19 protein-coding genes are annotated in these 25,571 nt (G+C 73.0%); 10 read left to right on the forward strand and 9 right to left on the reverse strand.

The genetic code is table 11. The features are described from left to right. The first annotated feature begins 269 nt into the window (after positions 1-269). The 3 genes from AC0OO9_RS04560 (at position 270) to AC0OO9_RS04570 (ending at position 2,672) form a co-directional block, all read left to right on the forward strand. Positions 270-500: a hypothetical protein gene (locus AC0OO9_RS04560; RefSeq protein WP_421451650.1), complete on the forward strand. Its 231-nt coding sequence runs from the start codon at positions 270-272 to the stop codon at positions 498-500. Positions 501-513: 13 nt separating this feature from the next. Beyond that, the gene (locus AC0OO9_RS04565) at positions 514-1,062 is read left to right on the forward strand and encodes a PH domain-containing protein (protein WP_484515826.1); all 549 of its coding nucleotides are present in this window, start codon (positions 514-516) and stop codon (positions 1,060-1,062) included. 110 nt (positions 1,063-1,172) lie between these two features. Beyond that, positions 1,173-2,672: a PH domain-containing protein gene (locus AC0OO9_RS04570; RefSeq protein ID WP_484515828.1), complete on the forward strand. Its 1,500-nt coding sequence runs from the start codon at positions 1,173-1,175 to the stop codon at positions 2,670-2,672. A 15-nt stretch (positions 2,673-2,687) separates the two neighbouring features. Here the strand turns inward: AC0OO9_RS04570 and AC0OO9_RS04575 are convergent, their stop codons facing one another. Next, on the reverse strand, positions 2,688-3,722 hold the full coding sequence (locus tag AC0OO9_RS04575) for a phosphatase PAP2 family protein (protein WP_484515830.1): 1,035 nt from the start codon (positions 3,720-3,722) through the stop codon (positions 2,688-2,690). Between the two features lie 187 nt (positions 3,723-3,909). Between AC0OO9_RS04575 and AC0OO9_RS04580 the strand changes: the two genes are divergently transcribed. Continuing rightward, the gene (locus AC0OO9_RS04580; RefSeq protein ID WP_484515831.1) at positions 3,910-4,314 is read left to right on the forward strand and encodes a thioesterase family protein; all 405 of its coding nucleotides are present in this window, start codon (positions 3,910-3,912) and stop codon (positions 4,312-4,314) included. Further along, on the forward strand, positions 4,311-5,138 hold the full coding sequence (locus tag AC0OO9_RS04585; RefSeq protein ID WP_484515833.1) for an MBL fold metallo-hydrolase: 828 nt from the start codon (positions 4,311-4,313) through the stop codon (positions 5,136-5,138). Before AC0OO9_RS04580 ends, AC0OO9_RS04585 begins: the two co-directional genes overlap by 4 nt. Positions 5,139-5,255: 117 nt before the next feature. Here AC0OO9_RS04585 and AC0OO9_RS04590 read toward each other — a convergent pair whose 3' ends face one another. Continuing rightward, positions 5,256-6,191 (reverse strand): PfkB family carbohydrate kinase, encoded by a 936-nt coding sequence (locus tag AC0OO9_RS04590; protein ID WP_484515835.1) that lies wholly within the window; start codon positions 6,189-6,191, stop codon positions 5,256-5,258. A gap of 437 nt (positions 6,192-6,628) precedes the next feature. Between AC0OO9_RS04590 and AC0OO9_RS04595 the strand changes: the two genes are divergently transcribed. Further along, positions 6,629-7,744: a lytic polysaccharide monooxygenase gene (locus tag AC0OO9_RS04595; RefSeq protein ID WP_484515836.1), complete on the forward strand. Its 1,116-nt coding sequence runs from the start codon at positions 6,629-6,631 to the stop codon at positions 7,742-7,744. A gap of 133 nt (positions 7,745-7,877) precedes the next feature. On the opposite strand, the gene asnB is transcribed toward AC0OO9_RS04595, so the two are convergent. After that, positions 7,878-9,839, reverse strand: a complete 1,962-nt coding sequence (asnB, locus tag AC0OO9_RS04600) for an asparagine synthase (glutamine-hydrolyzing) (RefSeq protein WP_484515838.1) — start codon at positions 9,837-9,839, stop codon at positions 7,878-7,880. 274 nt (positions 9,840-10,113) lie between these two features. On the opposite strand from asnB, the gene AC0OO9_RS04605 reads away from it, so the two are divergent. The 3 genes from AC0OO9_RS04605 (at position 10,114) to AC0OO9_RS04615 (ending at position 15,387) form a co-directional block, all read left to right on the forward strand. Then, positions 10,114-11,595, forward strand: coding sequence for an aminopeptidase P family protein (locus AC0OO9_RS04605; protein ID WP_484515839.1), 1,482 nt, complete (start codon positions 10,114-10,116; stop codon positions 11,593-11,595). A gap of 365 nt (positions 11,596-11,960) precedes the next feature. Further along, positions 11,961-13,454, forward strand: coding sequence for a hypothetical protein (locus AC0OO9_RS04610; RefSeq protein WP_484515840.1), 1,494 nt, complete (start codon positions 11,961-11,963; stop codon positions 13,452-13,454). Between the two features lie 367 nt (positions 13,455-13,821). Next, positions 13,822-15,387: a hypothetical protein gene (locus AC0OO9_RS04615; protein ID WP_484515842.1), complete on the forward strand. Its 1,566-nt coding sequence runs from the start codon at positions 13,822-13,824 to the stop codon at positions 15,385-15,387. 99 nt (positions 15,388-15,486) lie between these two features. Here AC0OO9_RS04615 and pulA read toward each other — a convergent pair whose 3' ends face one another. From pulA to AC0OO9_RS04640, 5 genes are all read right to left on the reverse strand, one after another. Next, entirely contained in the window at positions 15,487-20,976 is a 5,490-nt protein-coding gene (pulA, locus tag AC0OO9_RS04620; RefSeq protein WP_484515844.1) for a pullulanase-type alpha-1,6-glucosidase, read from the reverse strand. A gap of 136 nt (positions 20,977-21,112) precedes the next feature. After that, positions 21,113-21,601, reverse strand: a complete 489-nt coding sequence (locus AC0OO9_RS04625) for a GNAT family N-acetyltransferase (RefSeq protein ID WP_484515846.1) — start codon at positions 21,599-21,601, stop codon at positions 21,113-21,115. Positions 21,602-21,636: 35 nt separating this feature from the next. Continuing rightward, the gene (locus tag AC0OO9_RS04630) at positions 21,637-22,320 is read right to left on the reverse strand and encodes a cellulose binding domain-containing protein (RefSeq protein WP_484515848.1); all 684 of its coding nucleotides are present in this window, start codon (positions 22,318-22,320) and stop codon (positions 21,637-21,639) included. Positions 22,321-22,453: 133 nt separating this feature from the next. Then, on the reverse strand, positions 22,454-22,843 hold the full coding sequence (locus tag AC0OO9_RS04635; protein ID WP_132238701.1) for a hypothetical protein: 390 nt from the start codon (positions 22,841-22,843) through the stop codon (positions 22,454-22,456). 37 nt (positions 22,844-22,880) lie between these two features. After that, complete coding sequence (locus AC0OO9_RS04640) at positions 22,881-23,621, reverse strand: hypothetical protein (protein ID WP_484515850.1); 741 nt, start codon at positions 23,619-23,621, stop codon at positions 22,881-22,883. Positions 23,622-23,640: 19 nt separating this feature from the next. Here AC0OO9_RS04640 and AC0OO9_RS04645 point away from each other — a divergent pair, with 19 nt between their 5' ends. Then, the gene (locus AC0OO9_RS04645) at positions 23,641-23,823 is read left to right on the forward strand and encodes a hypothetical protein (protein ID WP_091630004.1); all 183 of its coding nucleotides are present in this window, start codon (positions 23,641-23,643) and stop codon (positions 23,821-23,823) included. Positions 23,824-23,833: 10 nt separating this feature from the next. On the opposite strand, the gene AC0OO9_RS04650 is transcribed toward AC0OO9_RS04645, so the two are convergent. Continuing rightward, on the reverse strand, positions 23,834-25,504 hold the full coding sequence (locus AC0OO9_RS04650) for a right-handed parallel beta-helix repeat-containing protein (protein ID WP_484515852.1): 1,671 nt from the start codon (positions 25,502-25,504) through the stop codon (positions 23,834-23,836). Positions 25,505-25,571: the final 67 nt, after the last annotated feature.

Consider the following 25,571-nt stretch of genomic DNA (forward strand, 5'->3'; position numbering starts at 1 on the left):
CACAGCATGATCGGTTGTCGCGCGGCGTGGTGCGTATCAAGACTCGCATGCCCGGCTGAGTGCCGAGGTGGGGAGAAGCCGATTCTCGCCGCCGCGTCCCCGGTGCCGGGTCGCGGGCCGCCACGCCGTCGCACGGTACGGAATCGCCGCTCACGGGTGGACAGGGACGGGTCCGGCGCGTGTACCATTCACCCGTCGCCGGGCGGCTCCCCCCGTGGCCGCCCGGCGCTCAAACTTCCGGTGCCGCCACCGCCCCTAGACTGGCCGGGATGAGCAGCCCCCTTCCCGCCGACGAGCCGCTGGTCTGCTCGTCCCGCGGCTGTCGTGCCCCCGCCCACTGGGCGCTGAGGTGGAACAATCCCCGGCTGCACGACACCGACCGGCGCAAGACCTGGCTCGCGTGCACCGCGCACCGCGCCACCCTCGGCGACTTCCTCGACGCCCGTGGCTTCCTCCGGGAGGTCGTACCGGTGCCCGGATCGCCTACGCTCGAAGGGTGAGCGCGCACAACGGATGTCCCCGGTGAGCAGTGACGGGTCCGCCGGCCCGCCGCCGGCGCCACCCCTTCCGCCGGCGGGCCCCCTGGAGCCGTGGCCGGACACCGTCCGCTGGCAGCCGATCTCGTCCGACCTGATCTGGGTGGAGCTGATCCGCCTGGCGCTGGTGCTGGTCGTCCTCGCCCTCGGGCTGGGCGTCGGCTGGGCGTTCAGCGGCAGCGGCTTCCTCGGCGCGGCACTCGGCGCGGTGCTGCTGTTCGGCGTCCTGCGGGGCGTGACGATCGTCCGCGCCGTACGGGCCTGGGGCTACGCGGAGCGGGAGGACGACCTGCTGGTCCGGCACGGGCTGCTGGTGCGGCGGCTCTCCATCGTGCCGTACTCGCGGATGCAGTTCGTCGACGTCAGCGCGGGGCCGCTGGAGCGCGCGTTCGAGCTCGCCACCGTGCAGTTGCACACGGCTGCCGCGGCGAGCGACGCCCGGGTGCCCGGGTTGCGCCCGGCGGAGGCGTCCCGGCTGCGCGACCGGCTCACCGCGCTGGGCGAGGACCGGGCGGAGGGCCTGTGAGCGACCCGGCCGCCCGGGGCACGGACCACGCCGGACCGTCCCCGGCGGAGCCGGGCGTCCCGCCGTCGCCGACCGGACCCGGTGCACCGCCGGAGCCGACCGGACCCCATGTGCCGCCAGGGCCGACCGGACCCCATGTGCCGCCAGGGCCGACCGGACCCGGTGTGCCGCCGGAGACCGCCGGGCCCGGTGCGCCGCCGGAGGCGGCATGGCGCGGCGCCGGGTCCGGCTTCCCGCCCCCGACCACCGAGCCCGTCCCGCCCGGGCCGGTCTGGTCCGCCGGGGTGCCCCAGGGCGCCGAGCCGCGGCAGCGGCTGCACCCGCTCAGTCCCGCCCTGCACGGCGCCAAGTCCCTGGTCGTGGTGATCGCCGGCCTGTCGTGGTCGACGCTGTCGCGGGTCGGCTTCGGCTGGTTCGCGCTGATGGCGGTGGTGCTGGCCCTGGGCGCCACCGTGCTGGCCGTGGTGAGCTGGTACTACACCGGCTACCACGTGGTGGGCCGCGAGCTGCGGGTGCACGAGGGCCTCCTCTGGCGGCGCACCCGGGCGATCCCGCTGGAGCGGCTCCAGGCCGTCGAGGTGGTCCGCCCGCTGCTCGCCCAGCTCACCGGCCTGGCCGAGCTGCGGCTGGAGGTGGTGGGCGGGGGCAAGACCGAGGCGCCGCTGGCCTACCTCAGCGTCGCTGAGGCGAACGCGCTGCGCCAGCGGCTGCTCGCCCTCGCCGGACGGATCGTGGCCGAGCCGGGTGCGCCGCCGGCGGGAGTGGCCGCGGGACCGGCGGGGACCCCGGCACCGCCGCCCGGCCGGCCCCTGCACGCCGTGACCAACAACGACCTGCTGGTCAGCCAGCTGCTGACCCCGCAGGCGTTCATGATCCCGTTCGGCGTCGCGTTCGTGGTGGCGCAGTTCCTCTCCGAGGACTCCTGGTCGTTCGTCGCGGTGGCGAGCACCCTCACCGCCATGGCCGGCGTGCTGCTGCAACCGGTGCGGCGGGTGCTCGACGACTGGAACTTCCGGCTCGCCCGGGACGAGGGCACGCTGCGGATCCGCAACGGCCTGCTGGAGACCCGCGCGCAGACCGTGCCGCTGGACCGGGTGCAGGCCGTCGGGGTGACCTGGCCGCTGCTGTGGCGGGTCAAGGGCTGGCTGCGGCTGCGCCTGGAGGTGGCCGGCTACTCCGCCGGCGAGGCCGACGAGCGCAACCGGCCGGACCGGCTGCTCCCCGTCGGTGACCTGGCGACCGGCGAGGCGATCGTGACCGAGGTGCTGCCCGGGGTGCGGTTGGCCGCGCTGCCGCTGAGCCCGCCGCCGACGCGGGCCCGCTGGCTCAACCCGCTGAGCCGGGGCGTGCTCGGCGCCGGGCTCGACGACCGGGTCTTCGCCGTCCGCTCCGGCCTGCTCACCCGGCAGCTGGCGCTCGTGCCGTACGCCCGGATCCAGAGCGTGCGGGTCGTGCAGGGGCCGGCGCAGCGGCGGCTGCGGCTGGCGACGGTGCACGCCGACACCGCCGGCGGCGCCGGCGCGGCCGCCCGGGACCGGGACCTCGCCGAGGCGTGGGCCCTGGCGGCGGAGCTGACGGCCCGCTCGCGCGCGGCCCGCCGGGCGGGCTGACCCCGCCCGGGGCGGTCAGTGGGCCGCGGTCACCGGCGGCGGCTCGGCGGCGGCCGGCGGATCGGTCGGCGCTGCGTCGGACTCCTCCGCCGGGGCCCGGCGGGCCTTGCGGGCCGCCCACCAGCGCTCTGCCAGGCCGACCGCGAGGAAGGTCATCCCGACGTACGCCCAGCCGACCAGCACGTCGATGACGTAGTGCTCGCCCGAGTAGACCAGGGTGAACGTCATCGCCAGCGGGTACGCCAGCAGCAGCGGCCACCAGCGGCGGCGGGTCTGCCGCAGGAAGAACAGCACCACGAAGAGCGCGAACGCGGTGTGCAGCGACGGCATCGCGGCCACCGGGTTGGAGGCGATCTGCCCGGCGTTGAGCAGGTTGCCGGCACCGTGCATGCCGAACGCCTTCCAGCCGCGCGTGGAGATCCGGGCGACCTCCTCCAGCAGCCCGTTCTGCGCCGCCCACCAGGGCGGGGCGGCCGGGTAGAGGAAGTAGGTGACCAGGCCGGTGGCGCAGAGGAAGCCCCAGCGGCGCATGAAGGCCGCCCACCGTCCCCGGTCCCGCAGCCAGAGCACCGCCGCGGCGGCCAGCGCCACCACGAAGTGGGAGAAGTAGACCCAGCTGACGGCGACGTCCCACCAGTGCACCTCGGGCCGGTAGAGGTGCTCCTGGAGCCAGGTCGTCGGCACCTGCCCACCCGTCGCCCAGCCGAACATCACCCGGTCGGCGACGATCAGCTCGTACGCGTGCGGGGTGGCGCCGTTGTCGGCGAAGCCCCGGGACAGGTTGTAGACGGCCAGCAGCAGCACCACCGGCACCCAGTCCCGCGCGAAGCGCAGGTGGCTGCGCCACGGTCGGCTGCTGTTCCAGGCGATCGTCCCCGCCCAGATCCACAGGAACGCGTACGCCGGGTCGGTCGGCAGGCCGATGCCGAGCCAGCCGGCGACGAAGGCGAGCCCCCAGAGTGTCATCGCGACCACGCGACGACGCCCGCCGTCGGGTGCGGCGGGGGGCTCGGTCCGGGCGGGGGGCTGGGGGTCGGTCGCGACAGACATCGCGGTCAAGGTTAGCGGCGCGGGCGGCATCGACCCACGCCGACCACCCGGCCGCGCCGTCCTCTCGGGCGCGGCGGAACCGGCGGCGGGTATGCCGGTTCCGCCGCGCCCAGGGGCGGTGTGCGCCGGCGGGGGCGACCGACGCGCACGCGCCGCCGCCCGCCGCCGCCTCGTCTAGGCTTTGGCCATGCAGGAGCAGCCGGAGCCCGCGCTGACCCCGGGCCTCACCGCCCGGGTGGAGTTGACCGTCGCCGACACCGACACCGCCCAGGCGGTCGGCTCCGGAGACGTGCCCGTCCTGGGCACGCCCCGGGTGCTCGCCATCGCCGAGGCCGCCACGGTGGCTGCCACCGCCGCCCGGATGCCCGGCGGGTCGACCACCGTCGGCACCCGGGTCGAGCTCGACCACCGGGCGGCCACCCCGGTGGGACGCACGGTGGTGGCGCAGGCCCGGCTGACCGCGGTCGAGGGGCGGCGGCTGTACTTCGAGGTCAGCGTCAGCGACGGCGACGAGACGGTCGCCGAGGGTCGGGTGGAGCGGGTGCTTGTCGACCGGCAGCGCTTCGTGGAACGCGCCGCGCGGTCGTCGTGACCGCCCGCTTCGCGCGGGTCGCCGACGGGGTGCACGTGCTGCGCGAGCCGCTGCTGCACGTCAACGTCACGCTCGTGGTCGGCGACGGGGCCGCCCTGCTGGTCGACACGCTCTCCACCGCCGGGCAGGCCGCCGAGCTGGCCGCCGCCGCCCGGGCGGTCACCCCCCATCCGTGGACGCTGGTGAACACCCACCACCACTTCGACCACTGCTTCGGCAACGCGACCCTCGCCGCCGACCCGCCCCGCCCGGTGTACGCCCACGAGCTGGCCGCCGAGGCGATGCGCGAGCCGGACCGGCTGCGCCGGGAGGCGTACGCGGAACTGCGCGACGCGCACCCCGCGCTGGCCGCCGAGGTGGCCGGCACGGAGCTGCTGGCGCCGACGCACACCGTGCACGGCGAGACCGTGCTCGACGTGGGCGGCCGGCGGGTGGTGCTGCGCCACCCCGGTCGCGGGCACACCGCAGGTGACCTGGTGGTGCACGTGCCCGACGTCGACGTGCTGGTCGCCGGGGACCTGGTGGAGCAGAGCGGCCCGCCGGCCTTCGAGGAGTCGTACCCGTTGCAGTGGCCCGACACGGTGGCCGAGCTGCTGCGGACGACGACCCCGGCCACGGTGGTCGTGCCGGGGCACGGCGAGCCGGTCGACGCGGCGTTCGTGCGCGCGCAGCACGCCCAGCTCGTCGAGCTGGCCTGGCTCATCCGCGCCGGGCACACCGGCGGCGCACCGCCGGAGCGCGTCGCCGCCGAGGCGCCCTTCGGCGCCCGTCCCGCCCTCCACGCCGCCCGCCGCGGCTACGCCGAACTCGACGGCACCGCCTGACGCGACGGCCTTGCGTCACCTGCGGCTGCTCTCCGTCGTCGGCGGTCGGCCGGCGCCCGAGAGCCTGGCGCCGGCCCTCGACCGGTCCGTCCGGGCCCTGCGGACCCGCACGCCGGCCTAGCGGGTGAAGCGGGCGTCGACCTGCGCGCGGGTGGGCATGGCGGTCGCGCCGCCGGGTGACTCGCAGACCAGGCCGGCGACCCGCAGCGCGAACGCCACCCGCTCGTGCCAGCCCACCGGTTCGGTGGGCTCGCCGCCGGCCAGCAGCTCCGCGACGAGCGCGCCCATCACCGAGTCGCCCGCGCCGGTGGCGTCCATCGCGGCGACCTTCGGCGCGGGTACACGTACCGGATCGGCGCCGGCGGCGGCGACCACCGCGCCGGCGGCGCCGAGGGTGACCACCACGGTGCCCGCGCCGAGTTCCCGCAGGTACGCCGCCACGCCCTCCTCGGGTTCGCCCGGGTAGAGCAGCTTCGCGTCGGCGGCGCTCAGCTTGACCAGGTGGGCGCCGGCGGCGAACTCGGCCACCACCTCGCGCAGCCCGGCCAGCGCGGCCGGCCCGTCGAGCAGCCGGGGACGGACGTTGGGGTCGAAGACCCGCAGCCCGGACGCCAGCGCCCAGGCCCGGCGCGCGGCGGCCAGCGCCGGCGGCTGGAGCAGCACGATCGACCCGCAGTAGAGGACGTCGGCGCCCGCCACCAGGTCGGCGTCGAGGTCGTCGGGGCCGAGCAGGCCGTAGGAGGGCGGCTCGCCGTAGAACCGGAAGTCGGGCTCCGGGCCGGCGAAGGTGGCCACCGCCAGCGCGGTCGGGGCGGCGACGGTGACCGCACCGGCCAGGCCGACGCCCACGCCGGTCAGGAAGTCGCGGATCCGCCCGGCCAGGACGTCGTCGCCGAGCGACCCGACGAACTGCACCGCGCCGCCGAGCCGGGCGACGGCGACCGCCACGTTCAGCGGCCCACCGCCGACGGCCTGCCGGTAGACCGGCTCGCCGTCGCGCTCGGTGTCGAGCAGGTCGACCAGTGCCTCGCCGAGCACCACCGCGTAACCCATTGGTGTCCTCCGTCCACGCCGCGCGCCGACCGGTCTCGTCGCACCAGGCTGGCACAGTACGCGCCATGACGAGCGCCGAAGCCACCGTATCGGCCTACTGGACGGCCCTGGAGGCGCGGGACTGGGGCGCCCTCGCCGGGCTGCTCGCCGAGCGCTACTGACACATCGAGCAACGGCTATTGCGTCTCGTCACCACACCGTGGTGGGATGGCGCTTGCCGGGCGGTGCGGGGGCTGCCGCGCCGCCGGCGCCGGGTTCACATCCACGCGAGGGCACCGGCCCGCGAGTCGGGCCGCCGACGGCGCACGTACGCCGGCCATCCGCGCCGGGGCACGTCCGCCGCGACCGTCTTGCCCGCGTCGCAGCGGGGCGGCCGGTGCTGCCACCCCGCGCGTTGCCCGTGGGACTCCCCCGTCCCACGAGTGAGGAGAACCCCCGTGTCCCACCGATCGCGTATGGCCGCGTTGCTCACCGCGGCCGCGACCCTTCTCGCGGGCGCCGTCGTCCTGACGGCGGGGCCCGACCCCGCCGCCGCGCACGGCACCCCGATGGCCCCCGGCAGCCGCACCTTCCTCTGCTGGAAGGACGGCCTCTCGTCCACCGGCGAGATCAAGCCGAACAACCCGGCGTGCTCCGCCGCCGTGGCGCAGAGCGGGGCCAACTCGCTCTACAACTGGTTCAGCGTGCTGCGCTCCGACGCCGCCGGGCGGACCGTCGGCTTCATCCCGGACGGCAAGCTGTGCAGCGGCGGCAACCCGGGCTTCGCCGGCTACGACCTGGCCCGCACCGACTGGCCGCTGACCCACCTGACGGCCGGGGCCCGGATGGAGTTCCGCTACAGCAACTGGGCCCACCACCCGGGCACGTTCTACTTCTACGTCACGAAGGACAGCTGGAGCCCGAACCGGCCGCTGGCCTGGAGCGACCTGGAGGAGCCGTTCCTGACGGTGACCAACCCGCCGCAGCGCGGCTCGAGCGGCACCAACGACGGGCACTACTACTTCAGCGGCAACCTGCCCACCAACAAGAGCGGCCGGCACCTCATCTACTCGCGCTGGGTGCGCTCCGACAGCCAGGAGAACTTCTTCGGCTGCTCGGACGTCACCTTCGACGGCGGCAACGGCGAGGTCACCGGCGTCGGCCCGGGCGGCACGCCGCCCAACCCGACCACTCCCCCGCCCAACCCGACGACCCCGCCGCCCAACCCGACCACGCCGCCGCCGAACCCGACCACGCCGCCGCCGCACGGCGGGGACTGCATGCCGGTCTTCAAGGTGGTCGGCACCTGGAACGGCGGCTTCCAGGGTGAGGTCACGATCATGAACCACAGCTCGTCGACCTGGTCGGGCTGGACGGCCAACTGGACGTGGCCCAGCGGGCAGACCATCAACAGCCTGTGGAGCGGCACGCTGAGCGGATCCGGCTCCTCGGTCACCGTGACCAACGCGCCCTACAACGGCACGATAGCCCCGGAGGGCACCACGACCTTCGGCTTCGTCGCCACCACCAACGGCACCAACACCCTGCCCACGGTCACCTGCTCCGGCCGCTGAGACCCCGGCCCGACACCGGGCCCCTGAAGTGATCAAGAGGTTTGCGTCCCCGGGAACCAGTCCGGGGACGCAAACCTCTTGATCGACGGCATGGTCGCCGGGCAGGCGCGGGGCCCGGGTTGCGGTGGCCGGGTCAGCGGACCATGGAGCCGACCACGGGCTTGGTGAGCAGGGCGGACTGGTTGCGCTGGATGCCCGGGTCGAGGGTCTTGGCGACGAAGATGGCGTGCCAGATGCAGAAGATGAGCACGGTCCACACCTTGCGGGAGTGGTCGGCCTCCTCCCGCTTGTGCTCCTCCAGCAGCCGCATCGCGTACGACAGGTCGAGCAGGTCACCGGCGCCCGAGGTGGACAGCACGTGCCGGGCCCACTCGTACATCTCGCCGCGCAGCCAGACCCGGGTGGGGGTCGGGAAGCCGAGCTTCTTGCGGTTGACGATGGCCGGCGGCACCACGCCCTGCAACGCCTGGCGCATCGCGTACTTGGTGGCCTCGGAGCGGGGCGGGAGCTTGAGGTCCACCGGGATGCGCGACGCCACGTCGAAGACCGCCCGGTCCAGGAAGGGCACCCGCACCTCCAGCGAGTGCGCCATCGAGATCCGGTCGGCCTTGACCAGGATGTCGCCGCGCAGCCAGGTGTAGAGGTCGACGTACTGCATCTTGGTGACGTCGTCGAGCTCGGTGCACTCGGCGTAGATCGGCGCGGTGACGTCGGTGTAGCGGACCGAGGGGTCGTAGCGGCGCAGCAGGTGCTGCTTCTCCTCCTCGGTGAACATCCGGGCGTTGCCGTAGTAGCGCTGCTCGATCGGGGTGGTGCCGCGCTCCAGGAAGCTCTTGCCCTTCACGCCCTGCGGGATGGCCTTGGAGACCGCCCGCAGTCCCTTCTGCACCCCGTCGGGCAGCCCGTTGACCGAGCTCAACGACAGCGGCTCGCGGTAGATGGTGTAGCCGCCGAAGAACTCGTCGGCGCCCTCGCCGGAGAGCACCACGGTGACGTGCTCGGCGGCCTTCTTCGCCACGAAGTAGAGGGGCACCAGGGCCGGGTCGGCCACCGGGTCGTCCAGGTGCCAGACGATCTTCGGCAGCGCCTCGATCATGTCGTACGGCCCGATCTTGGTCGGGATGGTCGTCACGTCGAGGTGGCGGGCCGAGTCCTGGGCGACGTCGATCTCCGAGTAGCCCGGGACGTCGTAGCCGACGGTGAAGGTGAGGATGTTCGGGTTGAACTCGCGGGCCAGGGCGACCACCGCGGTCGAGTCGATGCCGCTGGAGAGGAACGAGCCGACCGGCACGTCGGAGCGCATGTGCATCCGGACGCTCTCCCGCAGCGTCTCCCGGATCTCGTGGTAGAGCCGCTGCTCGTCGTCGACCGGGGTGGGCCGGAACACCGGCCGGTACCACCGGCGCACGTCGATCCGCCCGCCCGGGGTCCAGTTCAGGTATTCGCCCGAGCCGATCCGGCTGATGCCCTTGTGCAGGGTGCCGGGCTCGGGCACGTACTGCAGGGTCAGGTAGTGGCTCAGGTTGGCCGTGTCGATGCCGGCGTCGCCCTGGTAGTTGGAGTGCGCGAAGGGCAGCAGCGCCTTCTTCTCCGAGGCCAGGTAGAGGCCGTCGGCGGTCTCCAGGTAGTGCAGCGGCTTGATGCCGAAGTAGTCCCGGCCGCCGAACGCGCGGCGCTCCTGCCGGTCCCAGATGACGAAGGCGAACATGCCGCGCAGCCGGGTGAGCACCTGCTCGCCCCAGTAGTGGTAGCCGGCGACGATCACCTCTCCGTCGCCGGCGGTGGCGAACTGCGCGCCGAAGCTCCGGATCAGCTCCTCGCGCAGCTCGATGTAGTTGTAGATCTCGCCGTTGAAGGTGAGCAGGTAGCGCCCGTTCGCGTAGGACAGGGGCTCTTGGCTGGAGGCCACGTCGATGATCGCCAAGCGCTTGTGCGCGAACACCCCGTCCGCGTACCGGCCGGAGGCGTCGCCGACCACCTCGACACCGGTCTCGTCCGGTCCGCGGTGGTGCAGGCATTCCAACGCCCCGGCGATGTTGTCGCGGTGGGCGGCGGCGTCGCCGCGCGCGCTGAAGAAGGCCAGGAGTCCGCACATGGTCGCCATCTTTCCACGCGGCCCGAGCGGGCGTCGCGGCACCGCTGGGCTCCACGCCGCGAGGCTGCCCGACCCGCGCGTTCCGGGTCGCCAGGAGCCGGATCGCGCATGCGGGACGCTGTCGAGCTGATGTCGTGAACGATTCGGGCAACCGCCCGATGTCGCGAACGACTCAGCTCGACAGCGCCGTGCGACGTACTCGCCCACCACCCGCGACCGGACAACAGCGCCGCGCGGTACGGTCTGACCTGCAAGAATGCGGAAGGAGCGGAGCATGACCGAGGAACCCGTCGACAACCGGCCGGCGGACGGCACCGAGTCGCACGACCCGGACTTCCCGGAGGCGTTCCTGGCGTTCATGCGGCAGGGGTGGCGGGACACCACCCTGCCGGTCGGCCCGCGGCCCGAGGTGCCCAACCACGCCAAGCGCCGTGCCGCGCTCTCGGCGGCCTTCCCGGGCGAGACCCTGGTGATCCCCACCGGCGGCGAGAAGGTACGTGCCAACGACACCGATCATCCCTTCCGCCCGGGCAGCGACTTCGTCTACCTCACCGGCGACCACGACCCGGACGGGGTGCTCGTGCTGCGGCCGAACGGGTCGGGCCACGACGCCACCCTCTACATGCGGCCCCGGTCGTCGCGGCTGACCGACGAGTTCTTCCGCAGCCGGCACGGCGAGCTGTGGGTGGGCCGGCGGCACACCCTGGCCGAGAAGTCGGCCGAGCTGGGCCTGCCCACGGCGGACCTGACCGAGCTGGACGCGACGCTGGCCGACCTGGCGCCGGGGCGTACCCGGGTGCTGCGCGGCTTCGACGCACGGGTGGACACGGCCGTGCGCCCGTACGACGGCCACCGCGCCGAGGGCCAGCCGGCCCGCGACCGGGAGCTGGCGATCGCCGTCTCGGAGCTGAAGCTGGTCAAGGACGAGTGGGAGATCGCCCAGCTCCAGGACGCGGTCGACGCCACCGTCCGGGGGTTCGAGGACGTGGCCCGGGCGCTGCCGGCGGACCGGGGCGTGTCGGAGCGCCTGCTGGAGGGGATCTTCGCGCTGCGCGCCCGGCACGACGGCAACGACGTCGGCTACGGCTCGATCGTCGGCGCGGGCGAGCACGCCACGATCCTGCACTGGGTGCACAACCACGGCGCCACCCGGCCGGGCGAGCTGCTGCTGATGGACATGGGCGTGGAGAACCGCAACCTCTACACCGCCGACGTCACGCGGGTGCTGCCGGTCGACGGCCGGTTCAGCCCGCTCCAGCGCCAGGTCTACGACGCCGTGCACGCCGCGCAGCAGGCCGGCATCGACGCCATCCGCCCCGGGGTGGCGTTCCGGGAGGTCCACCTGGCGTCGATGCGGGTGCTCGCCCAGGCGTTGTCCGACCTGGGTCTGCTGCCGGTGGGCGTCGACGAGGCCATGGACGGACGGTCGACGGTCTACCGGCGCTGGACGCTGCACGGCACCAGCCACATGCTCGGCATCGACGTGCACGACTGCGCGAACGCCCGCAAGGAGAAGTACCGGGACGGCACGCTGGGCGAGGGCTACGTGCTCACCGTCGAGCCCGGGCTCTACTTCCAGCCGGAGGACGAGCTGGTTCCCGAGGAGCTGCGCGGGATCGGCATCCGGATCGAGGACGACATCCTGGTCACCGCGACCGGCGCGGTGAACCTCTCCGCCGGGCTGCCGCGCGCCGCCGACGAGGTGGAGACCTGGCTGGCCGAGCAGCGCGAGGCGGGCCCGCGCCTGCCGGGCTGACCCCAGGGGTACGACCACGACGGCCCCGCCGCCGGTCGCGACGTCCTTCGCGGACGCGCCGGTGGCGGGGCCGTCGTCGTGCACGCCGCTCACCCGCTTCCTGCCCGGACCCGGCGGGTTGACGCGGAGCGCCCAAAGTGAGGGGAATGCGGGGTTTCTTCGGATTAACGCTTCTCGCGAGGATCCTTCTCATACGGTGGCTATCAGAGGCTGCAAACCCATTTGTAGCTGGTCGCGCCGCTTCGGGTGGTGCGACCCCGTCTGGCAGCAGGAAAGGGCGGAAGGCTCTGATGTCCAACGAAGCAACGACTCCCGACGGTGGTGCTCCCACAAGCGCACCGACCCGAGGGCGGCGCAAACTCTGGGTGGCTGCGGGCATCGCCGGACTGACCGGCGCGGTCGGCCTGGCGGCACTGGGCGGCCTGGCCGCCCGCGACGACAAGCCCGGCGGCGCGGACCGGTTGTCGGACGCGCAGTCGTCGACCCTGAAGCAGAACGTCAGCGACGCCGGCACGGCCGACCCGGGCCCCGGTGAGAGGGACGACAAGGAGAGCGGTCAGGACGCCCGCGGTGGCCAGGAGGACTGGCAGGGCAAGGACCGTAAGGACTGGCAGGGCGAGGACGGCCGGGACGGCAAGAAGGACCGCGAGGACCGTGACGGCCGCGAGGGCCGTGACGCCAAGGACGTGCCGTGTGACTCCGACGTGCTCATCGAGGCGGTGAACCGGGCCAACGAGGACAACGGCGGCACGTTCAAGCTGGCCAAGGACTGCACCTACAAGTTCACCGAGGAGACCGGGAACAACGCCTTCCCCGTCATCGACCAGCGGATCACGATCCTCGGCAACAACTCCACGCTCTTCCACGACGGCACCGCGCTGTTCCGGTTCTTCGAGGTCGCCTCCGGCGGCGACCTGACACTGAAGGACCTCACCCTCAAGGGCGGCCAGGTGACCGCGCCCCCGCCGCCGCCGAGCGGCGCCAACGGCGGCGCCCTGCTGGTCCAGGAAGGCGGCGAGGCCACCCTGAAGCACACCAAGCTGATCGACAACCGGGTCACCGGGGTCGGCACCCAGGGCAACGGCGGCGCCATCGCCAACTTCGGCACCGTCGAGATCGACAAGAGCATCCTCGCCAACAACCACGCCCGCGGCGTCGGCAACGGCGGCAACGGCGGCGCCATCTACAACGAAGGCGCACTGACCGTCCACGACACCCGCATCGACAACAACACCGCCACCGGCAACAGCGCCGTCAGCGGCAACGGCGGCGGCATCGCCAACGAGGAAGACGGCATCGCCACCATCGCCTACAGCCAGATCACCAACAACAAGGCCAGCAACGACGGCGGCGGCATCCACAGCGAAGACGACGCCCGCCTCACCGTCACCCGCACCAAGATCGCCCACAACACCGCCTGCGACGACGGCGGCGGCATCCACAACGACGGCGACTCCACCATGGTGCTGGAGTACGTCATCATCGCCGGAAACAAGGCCACCGACGACGGCGGCGGCGTCTTCCACGACAGCGACAACACCGCCACCATCCGGCACGCCGTCTTCACCGACAACACCGCCGGCGACAACGGCGGCGGCCTGTTCAACGGCGAGACCCTGAACCTGCACGACAGCGAGTTCAAGGACAACCACGCCGAACAGGGCGGCGCCATCTACAACGACAACAACGCCACCCTCACCATCCGCAACAGCAAGATCGTCGGCAACTTCGCCTCCGAAACCGCCGGCGCGGGCGGCATCTTCAACGCCAACAACGCCACCGTCAACCTCGACAACAAGACCATCATCAAGAAGAACGAACCCCGCAACTGCACCAACGTCACCGGCTGCGCCAACTGAGCCGCCACATAACGAAGGGATCCCTTCCCCCGCCCCGGGGGAAGGGATCCCTTCCATGCGGGCGCCGGGACAGGACGGTCCCGCCTGGCGGTGCAGGCGCCAGCGCGTTGGGGGTTACGGACCGGTGCGCCCACTCGTGGCGCAGTCCGCCCCGTTTCGGCACTACTGCGCGGCCCCACTCCCCGGCCGTCCGAAGCGTCCCGTGCCGACCCGCTTTACCCCTAACGTGGGTTCCTTTCGGATATGGCCGTGAAGAGAAAAAGATTCTCATACGGTGGTCCTCAGTTGCTACAACCGATTTGTAGCCAGGGCAGCCCGCGGTGGCGGAGCGGCCCTGTCTGGTACGAGGAGAGAGCAGAGAGCTCCGATGTCCAACTACCTTCGCAACAACGCCGAGAACACCGCGCCGAAGAGCCGGCGCAAGCTGTGGCTCGCCACCGGCGTCGCTGGGCTGACCGGCGTGGTCAGCCTCGCCGGCGTCGGGGCCGCGAGCAGCGCGGGCGCCGTCGGGGTCGACCGTCTCGCAGACCTGAAGTGGTCCACGGCCGAGCAGGTCACCAAGGACGACGCCGCCGGTCGCGACGACCGTGCGGGCGAGACCGGCAAGGACCGGGAGGGGCAGGACGCCCGCGGCCAGCACGACTGGCGGGACAAGGACTGGCAGGGCAAGGACCGTAAGGACTGGCAGGGCGAGGACGGCCGGGACGGCAAGAAGGACCGCGAGGACCGTGACGGCCGCGAGGGCCGTGACGCCAAGGACGTGCCGTGTGACTCCGACGTGCTCATCGAGGCGGTGAACCGGGCCAACGAGGACAACGGCGGCACGTTCAAGCTGGCCAAGGACTGCACCTACAAGTTCACCGAGGAGACCGGGAACAACGCCTTCCCCGTCATCGACCAGCGGATCACGATCCTCGGCAACAACTCCACGCTCTTCCACGACGGCACCGCGCTGTTCCGGTTCTTCGAGGTCGCCTCCGGCGGCGACCTGACACTGAAGGACCTCACCCTCAAGGGCGGCCAGGTGACCGCGCCCCCGCCGCCGCCGAGCGGCGCCAACGGCGGCGCCCTGCTGGTCCAGGAAGGCGGCGAGGCCACCCTGAAGCACACCAAGCTGATCGACAACCGGGTCACCGGGGTCGGCACCCAGGGCAACGGCGGCGCCATCGCCAACTTCGGCACCGTCGAGATCGACAAGAGCATCCTCGCCAACAACCACGCCCGCGGCGTCGGCAACGGCGGCAACGGCGGCGCCATCTACAACGAAGGCGCACTGACCGTCCACGACACCCGCATCGACAACAACACCGCCACCGGCAACAGCGCCGTCAGCGGCAACGGCGGCGGCATCGCCAACGAGGAAGACGGCATCGCCACCATCGCCTACAGCCAGATCACCAACAACAAGGCCAGCAACGACGGCGGCGGCATCCACAGCGAAGACGACGCCCGCCTCACCGTCACCCGCACCAAGATCGCCCACAACACCGCCTGCGACGACGGCGGCGGCATCCACAACGACGGCGACTCCACCATGGTGCTGGAGTACGTCATCATCGCCGGAAACAAGGCCACCGACGACGGCGGCGGCGTCTTCCACGACAGCGACAACACCGCCACCATCCGGCACGCCGTCTTCACCGACAACACCGCCGGCGACAACGGCGGCGGCCTGTTCAACGGCGAGACCCTGAACCTGCACGACAGCGAGTTCAAGGACAACCACGCCGAACAGGGCGGCGCCATCTACAACGACAACAACGCCACCCTCACCATCCGCAACAGCAAGATCGTCGGCAACTTCGCCTCCGAAACCGCCGGCGCGGGCGGCATCTTCAACGCCAACAACGCCACCGTCAACCTCGACAACAAGACCATCATCAAGAAGAACGAACCCCGCAACTGCACCAACGTCACCGGCTGCGCCAACTGACGTACAGCCCACGCGGCATCAGCTGGAACGGCATCGGCTGACGCAGAGACGGTCCGGCCCCCTTCCGCGTCGCGGAAGGGGGCCGGACACGTGTGACACCTACCGCTGCACGAAGACCCCCACGCTGCGGGCCGGCACGGTGAACGTGCCGCTGGCCCGGTCGAAGGAGGCCGTCCGCAGCGACTCGTCCGCCGAGGCCCGCAGCACCGGGTGCAGCGTGACGTCAGCCCCGCGCAGCCCGGTCAGCCGCTGCGTCGCCGTCTCCGGCGTGGCGTTGAAGACCACCGTGACCGACTTCCACCGCCCGTCGAGGCCCCGGCCGTCGAGTGTCATCGTGAGCACGCCGGGGGTCTCCCCCGCGCCGGAGAGCGGGAAGGCGACCCGCTTCTGCACCTGCTCCGCCGTGGTCAGCCCGAAGACCGGCGAGGAGGCCCGGATCCTCAGCAGCTCGGCGTAGCGGGCGTCAGCCAGGTCGATCGCCGCGCAGTCCGGCACCAGCGCCGGGTCGGCCAGCAGCGGCTTCGCGTACGGCCACTTGTCCCGGTTGTCCTGCTCGGGCGGCAGGCCGGCGCCGAACCCGTTGCCCTGGGCGCAGTCCCAGCGGATCTGGTTGAACCAGTCCCCCGAGTTGTACGAGTTGCGGTCCAGCGACTTCGAGCGCAGCCGCTCGGTGCCGGTGGTGACGAACCCGGGCCCCTGGCCCATCACCACCGTGCCCAGCGCCAGCACCTGCATCCGGGCCCGGTCCGCCGCCGAGGTGTCCCGCGGCAGCTTGTACGCCAGCGCGTCGTACAGGATCTCGTTGTCGTGCGCGTCGACGTAGGTGACCGCCTCCCCCGGAGCGGCGGTGTAGCCGGCGGGCGAGCCGTTGTAGTCGACCTGCGCGCCGGTCACCTGCCGGCCCGACGAGTCGGTGAAGCGGTAGCCGCGCAGGTTGCCGGTGAGCCCCACCTTGATCAGGTCGTGCTGGCGCAGCAGCCGGGCCCGCTGCTCGGCCGTGGACCCGTTGACGTCGTCGCCGTTGGGGTCGGTGAACAGGCCGGAGGCGAAGCCCTGCACCCGCGGGTTGGCGTCGAACGGCCCGCCGCCGCGTACGGCGTCGCGCAGCCGGTCGTTGAACGTGCCGATCCCGGTGCCGGCCATGTTGGCCTGGGTGGCCTGCGTGAACCGGGCGTCGTCGGCGACCTCGCCGAAGTTCCAGCCCTCGCCGTAGAGCAGGATCTTCTTCCCGTCCACGCCGTCGCGGCCGACGGTCAGCTCGTCGAGCGCCTTGCGCACGGCCAGGATGTTCGCCTTCGGGTGGTGGCCCATCAGGTCGAACCGGAAGCCGTCCACCTTGTACGCCCGGGCCCAGGTGACCAGCGAGTCCACGACGAGCTTGCCCATCATGGCGTGCTCGGGGGCGGTGTTGGCGCAGCAGGTCGAGTTGGCGACGGCGCCGTCGTCCAGCAACCGGTGGTAGTAGCCGGGAACGATCTGGTCGAGCACCGACTTGGGGTCGGCGCCCGCCGCCGAGGTGTGGTTGTAGACGACGTCCATCACCACGCGCAGCCCGGCGCCGTTGACGCCGGCCACCATCCGCCGGAACTCGGTGGTGCGCTTCGCCCCGGCCGGGTCGACGGCGTAGCCGCCCTCCGGCACGGTGTAGTGCAACGGGTCGTACCCCCAGTTGTAGCCGTCGGTGTCCGCCACGGCCGCGACGCACTTCTGCTGCTGCTCGGAGTCCGGCGGCAGCGCGGCCAGGTCGCAGGCCGGCTGCCGCTGGTCGGCGCGACGCTCGGGGATCGTGGCGAAGTCGAACGCGGGCAGCAGGTGCAGGTGGGTAACCCCGGCGTCGCCGAGCGCCTTCAGATGCCGCATGCCGGCGGTGCCCGGGTCGGTGAAGGCGAGGTACGTGCCCCGCCGCTCGGCCGGCACGCTGCCGTCGGCGATGGAGAAGTCCCGCACCGACAGCTCGGAGATCTGCACCTTGGTCGACGGCACCGCCGCCGGCTTGCGCAGCGACGCCCACCCGGCCGGCGCGAGCGCCGGATCGGCGAGGTCCACGATCTGGCTGTGCGTGGAGTCCGGCGCCAGCGCCAGCGAGTACGGGTCGGTCACGGCGGCGTCGACCACCTTCTGCGTCGCCGGCTGCCACGCCTGGACCTGGTACCGGTAGTACCTGCCGGTCCAGTCGCGGGCGCCACGCACGGACCAGACGCCGGTGCGGTCGTCGCGGCGCATCGCGACGGTCCGCGGCGTCGCGGTCGGCGAGTCGAAGAGCTGGAGCGAGACCGTGCGGGCGGTGGGCGCCCAGACGGCCAGCGTCGGCACCCCGCCGGCGAACGTCGGCCCGAGCCGCGCGTCGGTGGCCCGGGCGTAGACGTCGTCGAGCACGCCGGAGATCTGCACGCCGGTCGCGGCGAGCAGGGTGCCCGCCGCGTCCCGCTCGGTCACCAGGAGCTGCCCGCGCAGGGCCGCCGGGACCTTCGCCAGGTCCCGCCGGTCGAGCGTGAAGGCACCGTGCGCCCACAGGTGCGGGAAGTCCGCGCGCTGGGCCTCGGTGAGCCCGTTGCGCTGGGCGGTCAACGGCAGCGTGCGGTACGTCCCGACCAGCTCGCCGTCGGCGACGGTGATCCCGGCCGGGGCAGCGACCAGGGCGTACGTCCTGCCGTCGGTGGGCCCGGCCTGCCAGGCGACGGTCGAGCGGTCGATCCAGTGCGCCTTCTGCTTCGTGATGTCGACGTCCGGGCCGGCGGCGGACGCGGTGGACGGCAGCAGCCGGCCGGGCGTGCCGGCGAGCAGCCACACCTCGCGTCCGGCGTCGGCGAAGTCGAGCCGCTGGTCGGTCGGCAGGTCCTTCTCGTCGCCCTTGTGGATGATGTAGCTCAGCCCGGTCGCCCCGGCGGCCAGCGGCACCCGGAAGACCGCGCCGAAGGCGTCGATCCGGGCCGGGGCGAGCGGCGTGGCCCAGTCCGTCGGGTTGGCGGCACCGTCCCACAGGTGCAGGCCCCAGCCGTCGTAGTTGCCGTCGGCGCGGCGGTAGTGGATGAGGGCGGTGCCGTCCTCGACCGGCGGGTCGGGTTCGCCGGTGGCGGCCTGCCGGCTCGGGTAGGTCGCCGGGTCGCCCTGCTTGACCCAGACCTCGCCGGCCTTCGTCACGTCGATCGTCCGATCCTGTTCCACGTCCTTCTTCCCGGACTTGTCGACCACGACGAAGCCGACCGACTTCGCGCCCGGCTTGAGCTTCACCCAGGCGAACCGGCCGTAGGAGTCCTCGCCGGCGAACGGCTGCCCCTTGGGCCACTCGGTCGCGTACGCCGGGTCGATGTCGCCCCAGGCGTACAGGCCCCAGTCGTCGTAGCCGCCGGCCGGGCGCTGGTAGTGCACCACGGCCCAGTCGCGGGAGGCGGACTGCGCCGGCGTGCCCACGGTCGCGGTGGACCGGGCGGTCGCGGTGCGACCCTTCCCGTCGCGGACGACCGCCTTGTACTCGATCTTCGTGCCGCCGGCCAGCCCGGTCAGGTCGTGGTGCACGGTGTAGGGGGCCCGGTCGGCGCTGCCCAGCAGCGTCCACCTGCCGCCGGCGACCCGGGCGGCGACGGTGACGGTGGCCAGCGGGTCGCCGGTGACCTGCGCGGTGACGGCGGGCTTCGTGGCGACGGGCGCGCCGGGCGCCGGGGCGGTGATCGTGATCTTCGGCGCGGCGCCGGGCGACGCGATCGGCGTGCCGGCGCGGTGCACCACGGCCGACAGCGGCGGCACGGTCAGCGTGAGCTTGCCGTCCGCGCCGGCGACCGGGGCGGCCGACGCGCCGTACACGCCGGTGAAGGTGGCGCCGGCCGACCACGTGTCCACGGTGACAGTCTGCGCGGTCGCGGCGTTGTTCACCGCGACGACGTACTCGGTGCGCTGCTTCGGGTCGATCCGGGAGAACGCGAAGACGCCGGGGCCGTCGGCGGCGTACCGCCCGACCTGCACGCCGTCGCGCAGCGCCGGGTGCGCCTGGCGCAGCGCGCCCAGCTCCGCGATGGCCCGGTAGAGCGGGTGGGCGCGGTCGAACTGGTCGCTGGCGTGGGTGCGGTCGGTGCCGATCAGGTCGTCGTCGAGGTAGTCGGGGGTCTTCGAGGCGAACATGTCCTGCCGGGCGTCCTTGTCGCCGCCCGGCCCCGTGAAGCCCTGCTCGTCGCCGGAGTAGACGACCGGCTGGCCACGGGTGAGGAACATCAGCTCGTGGGCGAGCCGGTCGCGGCGCAGGTGGGTGCCCGGGTCGGTGCCGCTGCCGGCGATGAACGAGCCGATCCGGCCCATGTCGTGGTTGCCGAGGAAGGTGGTCAGCCGGCGCGCGTCGGTGTCCCGGGCGCGGTAGAGGTCGTCGCGGGCGTACACGTCGGCGAGCGCCTTCGCGGAGCCGTCGCCGGCGGTGTAGCCGCGCGCCGCCTCCTGGAAGGCGAAGTCGAGGGTGGCCGGCAGGCCGCCGCGCCGCACGTACGTCGAGGTGATCTCCGGGTCAGCGCTGTAGACCTCGCCGAACATGAAGAAGTCCTTCTTGCCGGCGCGCGCGGCGGCGCGCTCGACGCCCTGGCTGAACTGCGGCCAGAAGTCGAGGTTGGCGTGCTTCACCGTGTCCAGCCGGAAGCCGTCGACGCCTGTGGACGCCACCCAGTCGGAGTAGACCTTGGTCAGGCCGCGCACCACCTCGGGGCGCTCGGTCCACAGGTCGTCGAGGCCGAAGAAGTCGCCGTACTCGCTGTTCTCCCCGGCGAAGGTGGAGTCGCCCCGGTTGTGGTACATCGTCGGGTCGTTCAGCCACGCCGGGACCTTGACCTTCGCGTCGGCCGGGGTCTCGAACGTCGGGGTGTACGGGAAGGACGTGTCGTCAACCTTGGGGAAGCCCCGGGTGCCGTCGGCGTAGTTGCGGTCCTCGAAGGGGCGCCCCTGCGCGTCGGTGTACGGCGACGTCGCCTTGTCCACGTAGGTGTACTTGTCCTCGGCATACCTGATGACGTCGGCGGTGTGGTTGACGATGACGTCGAGGTAGACCTTGATCCCCCGCTTGTGGGCGAGCGCGACCAGCCGCTTCAGGTCCTCGTTGGTGCCGAAGTGCGGGTCGACCTGGGTGAAGTCGGTGATCCAGTAGCCGTGGTAGCCGGCGGAGGCGTCGGCCCCGGTGCCCTGCACCGGGCGGTTCTTGAAGACGGGCGCGAGCCAGATGGCCGTGGTGCCGAGCCCCTCGATGTAGTCGAGCCGGTCCATGACGCCCTTGAGGTCGCCGCCGTGGTAGAAGCCCTTGTCCTTCGGGTCGAGGCCGGTGGAGAGGCGGCCCCCGGTGAGGCCCCCGGCGTCGTTGCGCCGGTCGCCGTTGGCGAACCGGTCCGGCAGGACGAAGTAGAACTGCTCGGCGCGGGCCTGGCCGCTTCCGGCGGCGAGCAGCGCCTCCGCCGAGGGTTCGGTGCGCCACTGCGCGGCGCCGGTGGTGACCAGCGGGCCGGTGTCGTCGGGGGCGTCGGAACCCAGCTGGCGCACGGCCAGCGGGGTGCCGACGAGAGTAAGGGTGAGCAGGGAGACGAGGGCGAGCAGGGCCTTGCGCGGTATCGGCGGGGGTGTCATCGACGCCTTCCTCTGGTCGCTGGCTGGCCCGCACGCTAGCTCTTGCCGAAACGTTCTGCAATACCTTGCAAACAAAGTCGTAACACGACAGCCCACTTGCAAGGGCGGCCCTCCGCAGCGACCCTGTGCCCGGGGATCAGTCGTCGGCGAGGACGGCATACAGGTCCGAGTCGCGCCAGCCGTCGCGGATGAGGGCGGTCCCACGCATCCGGCCCTCGTACCGCATGCCGATCCTGCGCAGCACCGCCGCCGAGGCGAGGTTGCGCGGGTCGCACGTGGCGAAGATGCGATGGCGCCCGTGCCGGTCGAAACCCAGTCGCAGCAGTTGCCGCGCCGTGGCCGTGGCGATGCCCTGCCCCCACCGCCGAGGATGGACCGCATACGCGATCTCGCCGGTGCTCGGGCCGTGCAGCTTCAGCTCGGCGCTGCCCACGACCTCGCCGTCGACGAGCACCCCGAACACCAGCCGGTCCGGGGACGCCGCCACGGCAGCCCGCACGTACGCCTGCGTCTGCGCGTAGGTGTTGGGCCCCCACGCCTGGTAGCGGCACGACTCGGGTAGACACGCCCAGTCGTGCACGGCGTCGGTGTCGTCGAGCGTGAGCGGGCGGAGGGTGAGCGCCATGGCGGCTCCCTGGGTGGCCGACGGCGGGGCGTCGATCAGAGGCGGCAGGAGACGCCGTCGACCGTGCAGCTCGTCGGGCGGCTCTGCGTGCCCTGGACGTAGAAGCGCAGCGTGACCGACGCGCCCCCGGGCAGGTCGCCGCCGCTGCGGTAGGTGAAGCCGTCGTCGATCCGCTGCGCCGTCCCCTGTGGCGCGCCCTCGATCCAGGCGCTGCCCAACCGCGCTCCCGGGAAGGTCAGCCGCGTCGTCCACGCCCGGCCGGCCGACGAGGTGTTGCCGACCACCACCTCACCGACGAACCCGTCCGCGTACGACTCGACCACCCGGTACCGGCCCGTCAGCGGGGACCCCGACGGCGATGGCGGCGCGATCAGCGCCGTCTCCTCGCTCCCGGTGGGGGTCGGCGACGGCGGGGCGCTGCTGCGGGCGGGCGTGGACCGGGTCGGGGTGGGCCGGGTGGTGGAGCGGCCGGACTGCGTGGCCGTCGCCCGCAGCGAGCGCGTCACCGTCGGGCTGGCCGCCGACGGCTCCGGGTCGGCCAGGCCGACGGTCGGCAGCGGCGGGGCGGGCTGCGCGTCGAACGCGGGACCGCGCCCCCGGTAGGCCCCGAGCGCGATGGCCAGCAGGACCACCATCACCGCGACGCCGACGGACACCACGATCCACGGCGAGGACGCGATGGCGGTCGTGCCGTAGGACTTGCTCGATGTTCGGCGCATGCCGGACATGCTTCTCCTCCCGCGGTCCTCCGGGGCAGCGTAGCGGTCCGTGGCGACATGGTGCGACCGTGTGCGCGCGGCGCGTACGGCAGGGCCGCCGCCCGTCGGAGGGTGCCGCGGGTCCGGCCGACGCTCAGGCGGTCCGCAGCACCGTGCAGATGAGCGGGCCGTCGTCGGTGGAGCGCAGCAGGTAGCGGTAGCGCTCGCCGGGGACCGCCCGGCCCTGGCTGTCCAGGAACTCCCACTCCACGGCGACCATGGTCAGCAGCGCCGACACCGCAAGCACGTCCTCGATGGTCGCGTGCGCCGCGACCAGCTCGCGCTCCTGGTAGTCGGGGGCGGCGCCCACGAAGGACAGTGCCACCGCCGCCGGCGAGGTGAACGAGAAGCTGTACGTGTCGGCCACCACCATCCCGGGCAGGGCGTAACAGCCGGCGATGGCAGGCACGTCGCCGGTGGTCAGCGCCACGCCGTACCGGTCGAAGAAGTCGGTCAGCGTGTCCAGATCGGTGGGGGCTCTCACGGGGAGAGCAATTGCCGGCCGGACGGCGGGCCAAACCTCAACGCGGCGGGATGCGCACCTCGATCTCCGCCCCGAGCCGGGCGCCGCCGGCGAGTCCGAGGTCGTCGCCGCTCCAGAACCGGCCCGGGTCGTACCAGTTGGGACGCCGCCCGGCGGGCAGCAGCCCCATCGCCTCGTAGGTCACCGCGACCACCTCCGCGCAGTAAGCCGTCTCCAGTGCACGGTCGCGCACGGCGATCCCGGCGCGGTCGGACGCGGTCCCCCCGGTCCGGTCGGACGCGCTCGCCCCGGTCCGGTCGGGCGCCGGCGCGGCCTCGCGGTCTCCCGCCCGGCCCGGCAGCGCCGGCAGCCGCACCGCCGGGACCCGGCCCCGCAGCCAGCGCCAGGCGAGCTGGGCGGTGGACGGGAACGGGGTGCCGTCCAGGCGCGCGACGGTACGCAGCACCGCCTTCTCCATCTCCGCGTCGGCCGGCGGGTCGAGCTGGCGCAGCCAGCCCCGCTGGCCGTACCGGTTGGCCCAGACGCAGACCGCGTCCCGCAGGTCGTGCAGCTGCACGCCGCGCTGGTGGGTGCCCGTCCACATGTCCGGCAGCGATTTGCCCAGCTCGGCGTGCCACATCAGGGGCGGCATGTCGTCCAGCACGACCGCCATGCCGACGTGGTTGACCGGGCTGTTGGTGGTCAGCTGGATGGCCCGGTCCGGCACGCTGCGCCCCCGGAACACCCACACGTCGCCGGTACGGGTCAGGTCCACGGCCTCGTCCAGGCTGATGCTCATGGGGGTCTACCCTAGGCCGATGCGGCAACGGATGCGGTGGTGGAAGGTCCTCGGGCTGGCCGGCCTGGCCGGCGTCGCGGCGTCGGGCGTGGTCATCGCCCGGGCGGAACGGCGGCGCCGGGCGTACACCCCGGAGGAGATCCGGGCCCGGCTGCGCGACCGGCACGCGGAGGCGACGGCCCCCGCCGACGACGCGCGCTGAGCCTCCGGCGTCAGTCCACCTCGTGGTGGTTGCGGTCCCAGCGCCCGCCGACGGGCGGGGTGTCGAGCCGCACCGCCCCGACGGCGTTGCCGGCGAGGTCGTTGTCCTCGATCCGGCAGGACACGCAGCTGCCGGCCGGGGTGATCCATAGCCCGTAGCTCTGGGTCTGCTCGTCGCGGTGGTCCCAGATCCGGTTGCCGCGCACCGTGGCGGAGTCGAACGGCGCGTTGACGGTGATGCCGGCCCGGATCGGCGGGGCCGCCGGCAGCTCGTACGCCGCCCCGGGCGGCGGCGTGTCCTCGTTCCAGCCGGTGGGAGAATCCGCCCGCACCTCGGCGAGGGTGAGGTCGGTGTCGGTGTTGGACACCACCACCGCCATGCGTGACCCGACCCGCACCACCTTGCCCCGGTGCCCGTTGTGCGGCCAGTGCGCCGCCAGGTCGGTGACGGAGCGGTGGTGGTAGCGCACGGACTCGCCCGCGCCGGTGGCGGCCGGGGCGCACCGGCGGCCGTTGTTGCGGATCCGGTTGTTCACCACCACCGCGTCGGTCATCGGCCGGTCGATCCGGATCGCGTCCAGGCCGTTGTCCGAGAAGTCGTTGCCGTCGACGACCACGCCCGCCGCCGCGCCCCGGTAGCCGTGCCCCAGGTCGTGCTCGTGGTAGCCGTACTCGCCGTTGGCGCTGATCCGGTTCCCGCGCACGGTGTACGGGCCGGGCGTGTTGCCCATGCTGATCCCGTCGCGGACGTTGCGGTCGACGACGCAGTCGCTGATGATGCCGCCCCGGCCGGACACGCCGGCGGTGCCGTTGCCGGAGACGTCGAAGCCCGCCTCCAGGTTGCCGGTCAGCGTGCAGGCGGAGACGATCAGGCCGTCGGCGCCCCAGTCGGAGATGCCGAAGCGGTTCGCCTGGCTGTGGCAGCCGATGATGCGGTAGCCGCGCGGCGGCGTCCAGTAGTCCTTCTGGAGTTCGAGGAAGATCCCGTTGGTGCCGTTGCCGACGGCGGTGCAGTTGGCGATCGTGAGGCGCTCCACGTCGCCCCAGCCGCCGATGCCGACGCCGATACCCGCGCCGCCCATCTCCTCGCCGTTGTCCAGCCGGCCGCAACCGATCACGACCACCCCGTCGATCAGGCTGTCCTGGAGGAAGTCGCAGCCGAGCCCGGTGGCGCCCGTGTGGTGGATGTAGAGGTTGCGGAAGACGCCGCGCACCACGTACTGGAGGCCGAGCCCCTTGGCGAGGTAGTTGTACTCGACCATCGCCACGCCCGAGCCGTCGATCTCGAAGTCCGCGAAGGTGCAGTCGGCGATGTGCCGGTCGCGGCTCGCGCCGTGCTGCACGGTGGTCCAGAAGGCCAACGGCGTGGGGTCCGCCCGGTTCCCCTCGTTGCTGAGCAGGAACCGCGTCGCCCCCGGGCCCGCGCCGATCAGCGACACCCCGCTGCGCCAGACCGTCCCGGCGTCCCGGATCGAGTAGATCCCCGGCGGACAGTGGATGACCCGGGCTCGCCCGTCGGCGGCGTAACCCTCGCCGAGCCGGTCGACCAGCGCCGACAGCGCCGGCTGGTCGTTCGTCACGCCGTCGCCGCGCAGCCCGAACTCCCGCGCGTCGCACCACAGCGGCGCGCCGGCGACGGGGGTGAGCCGCTTCGCGGCGGTGGACAGGCCCTGGTGCGGCATCCGACCCCTCCTCTGCGGCGTCCGGTCGTTCGCCCGCGAGCGGCGCATTCCCGCCGCACCCGCCCGG

The sequence above is a fragment of the Micromonospora sp. USAFONa4 genome (assembly GCF_057197825.1).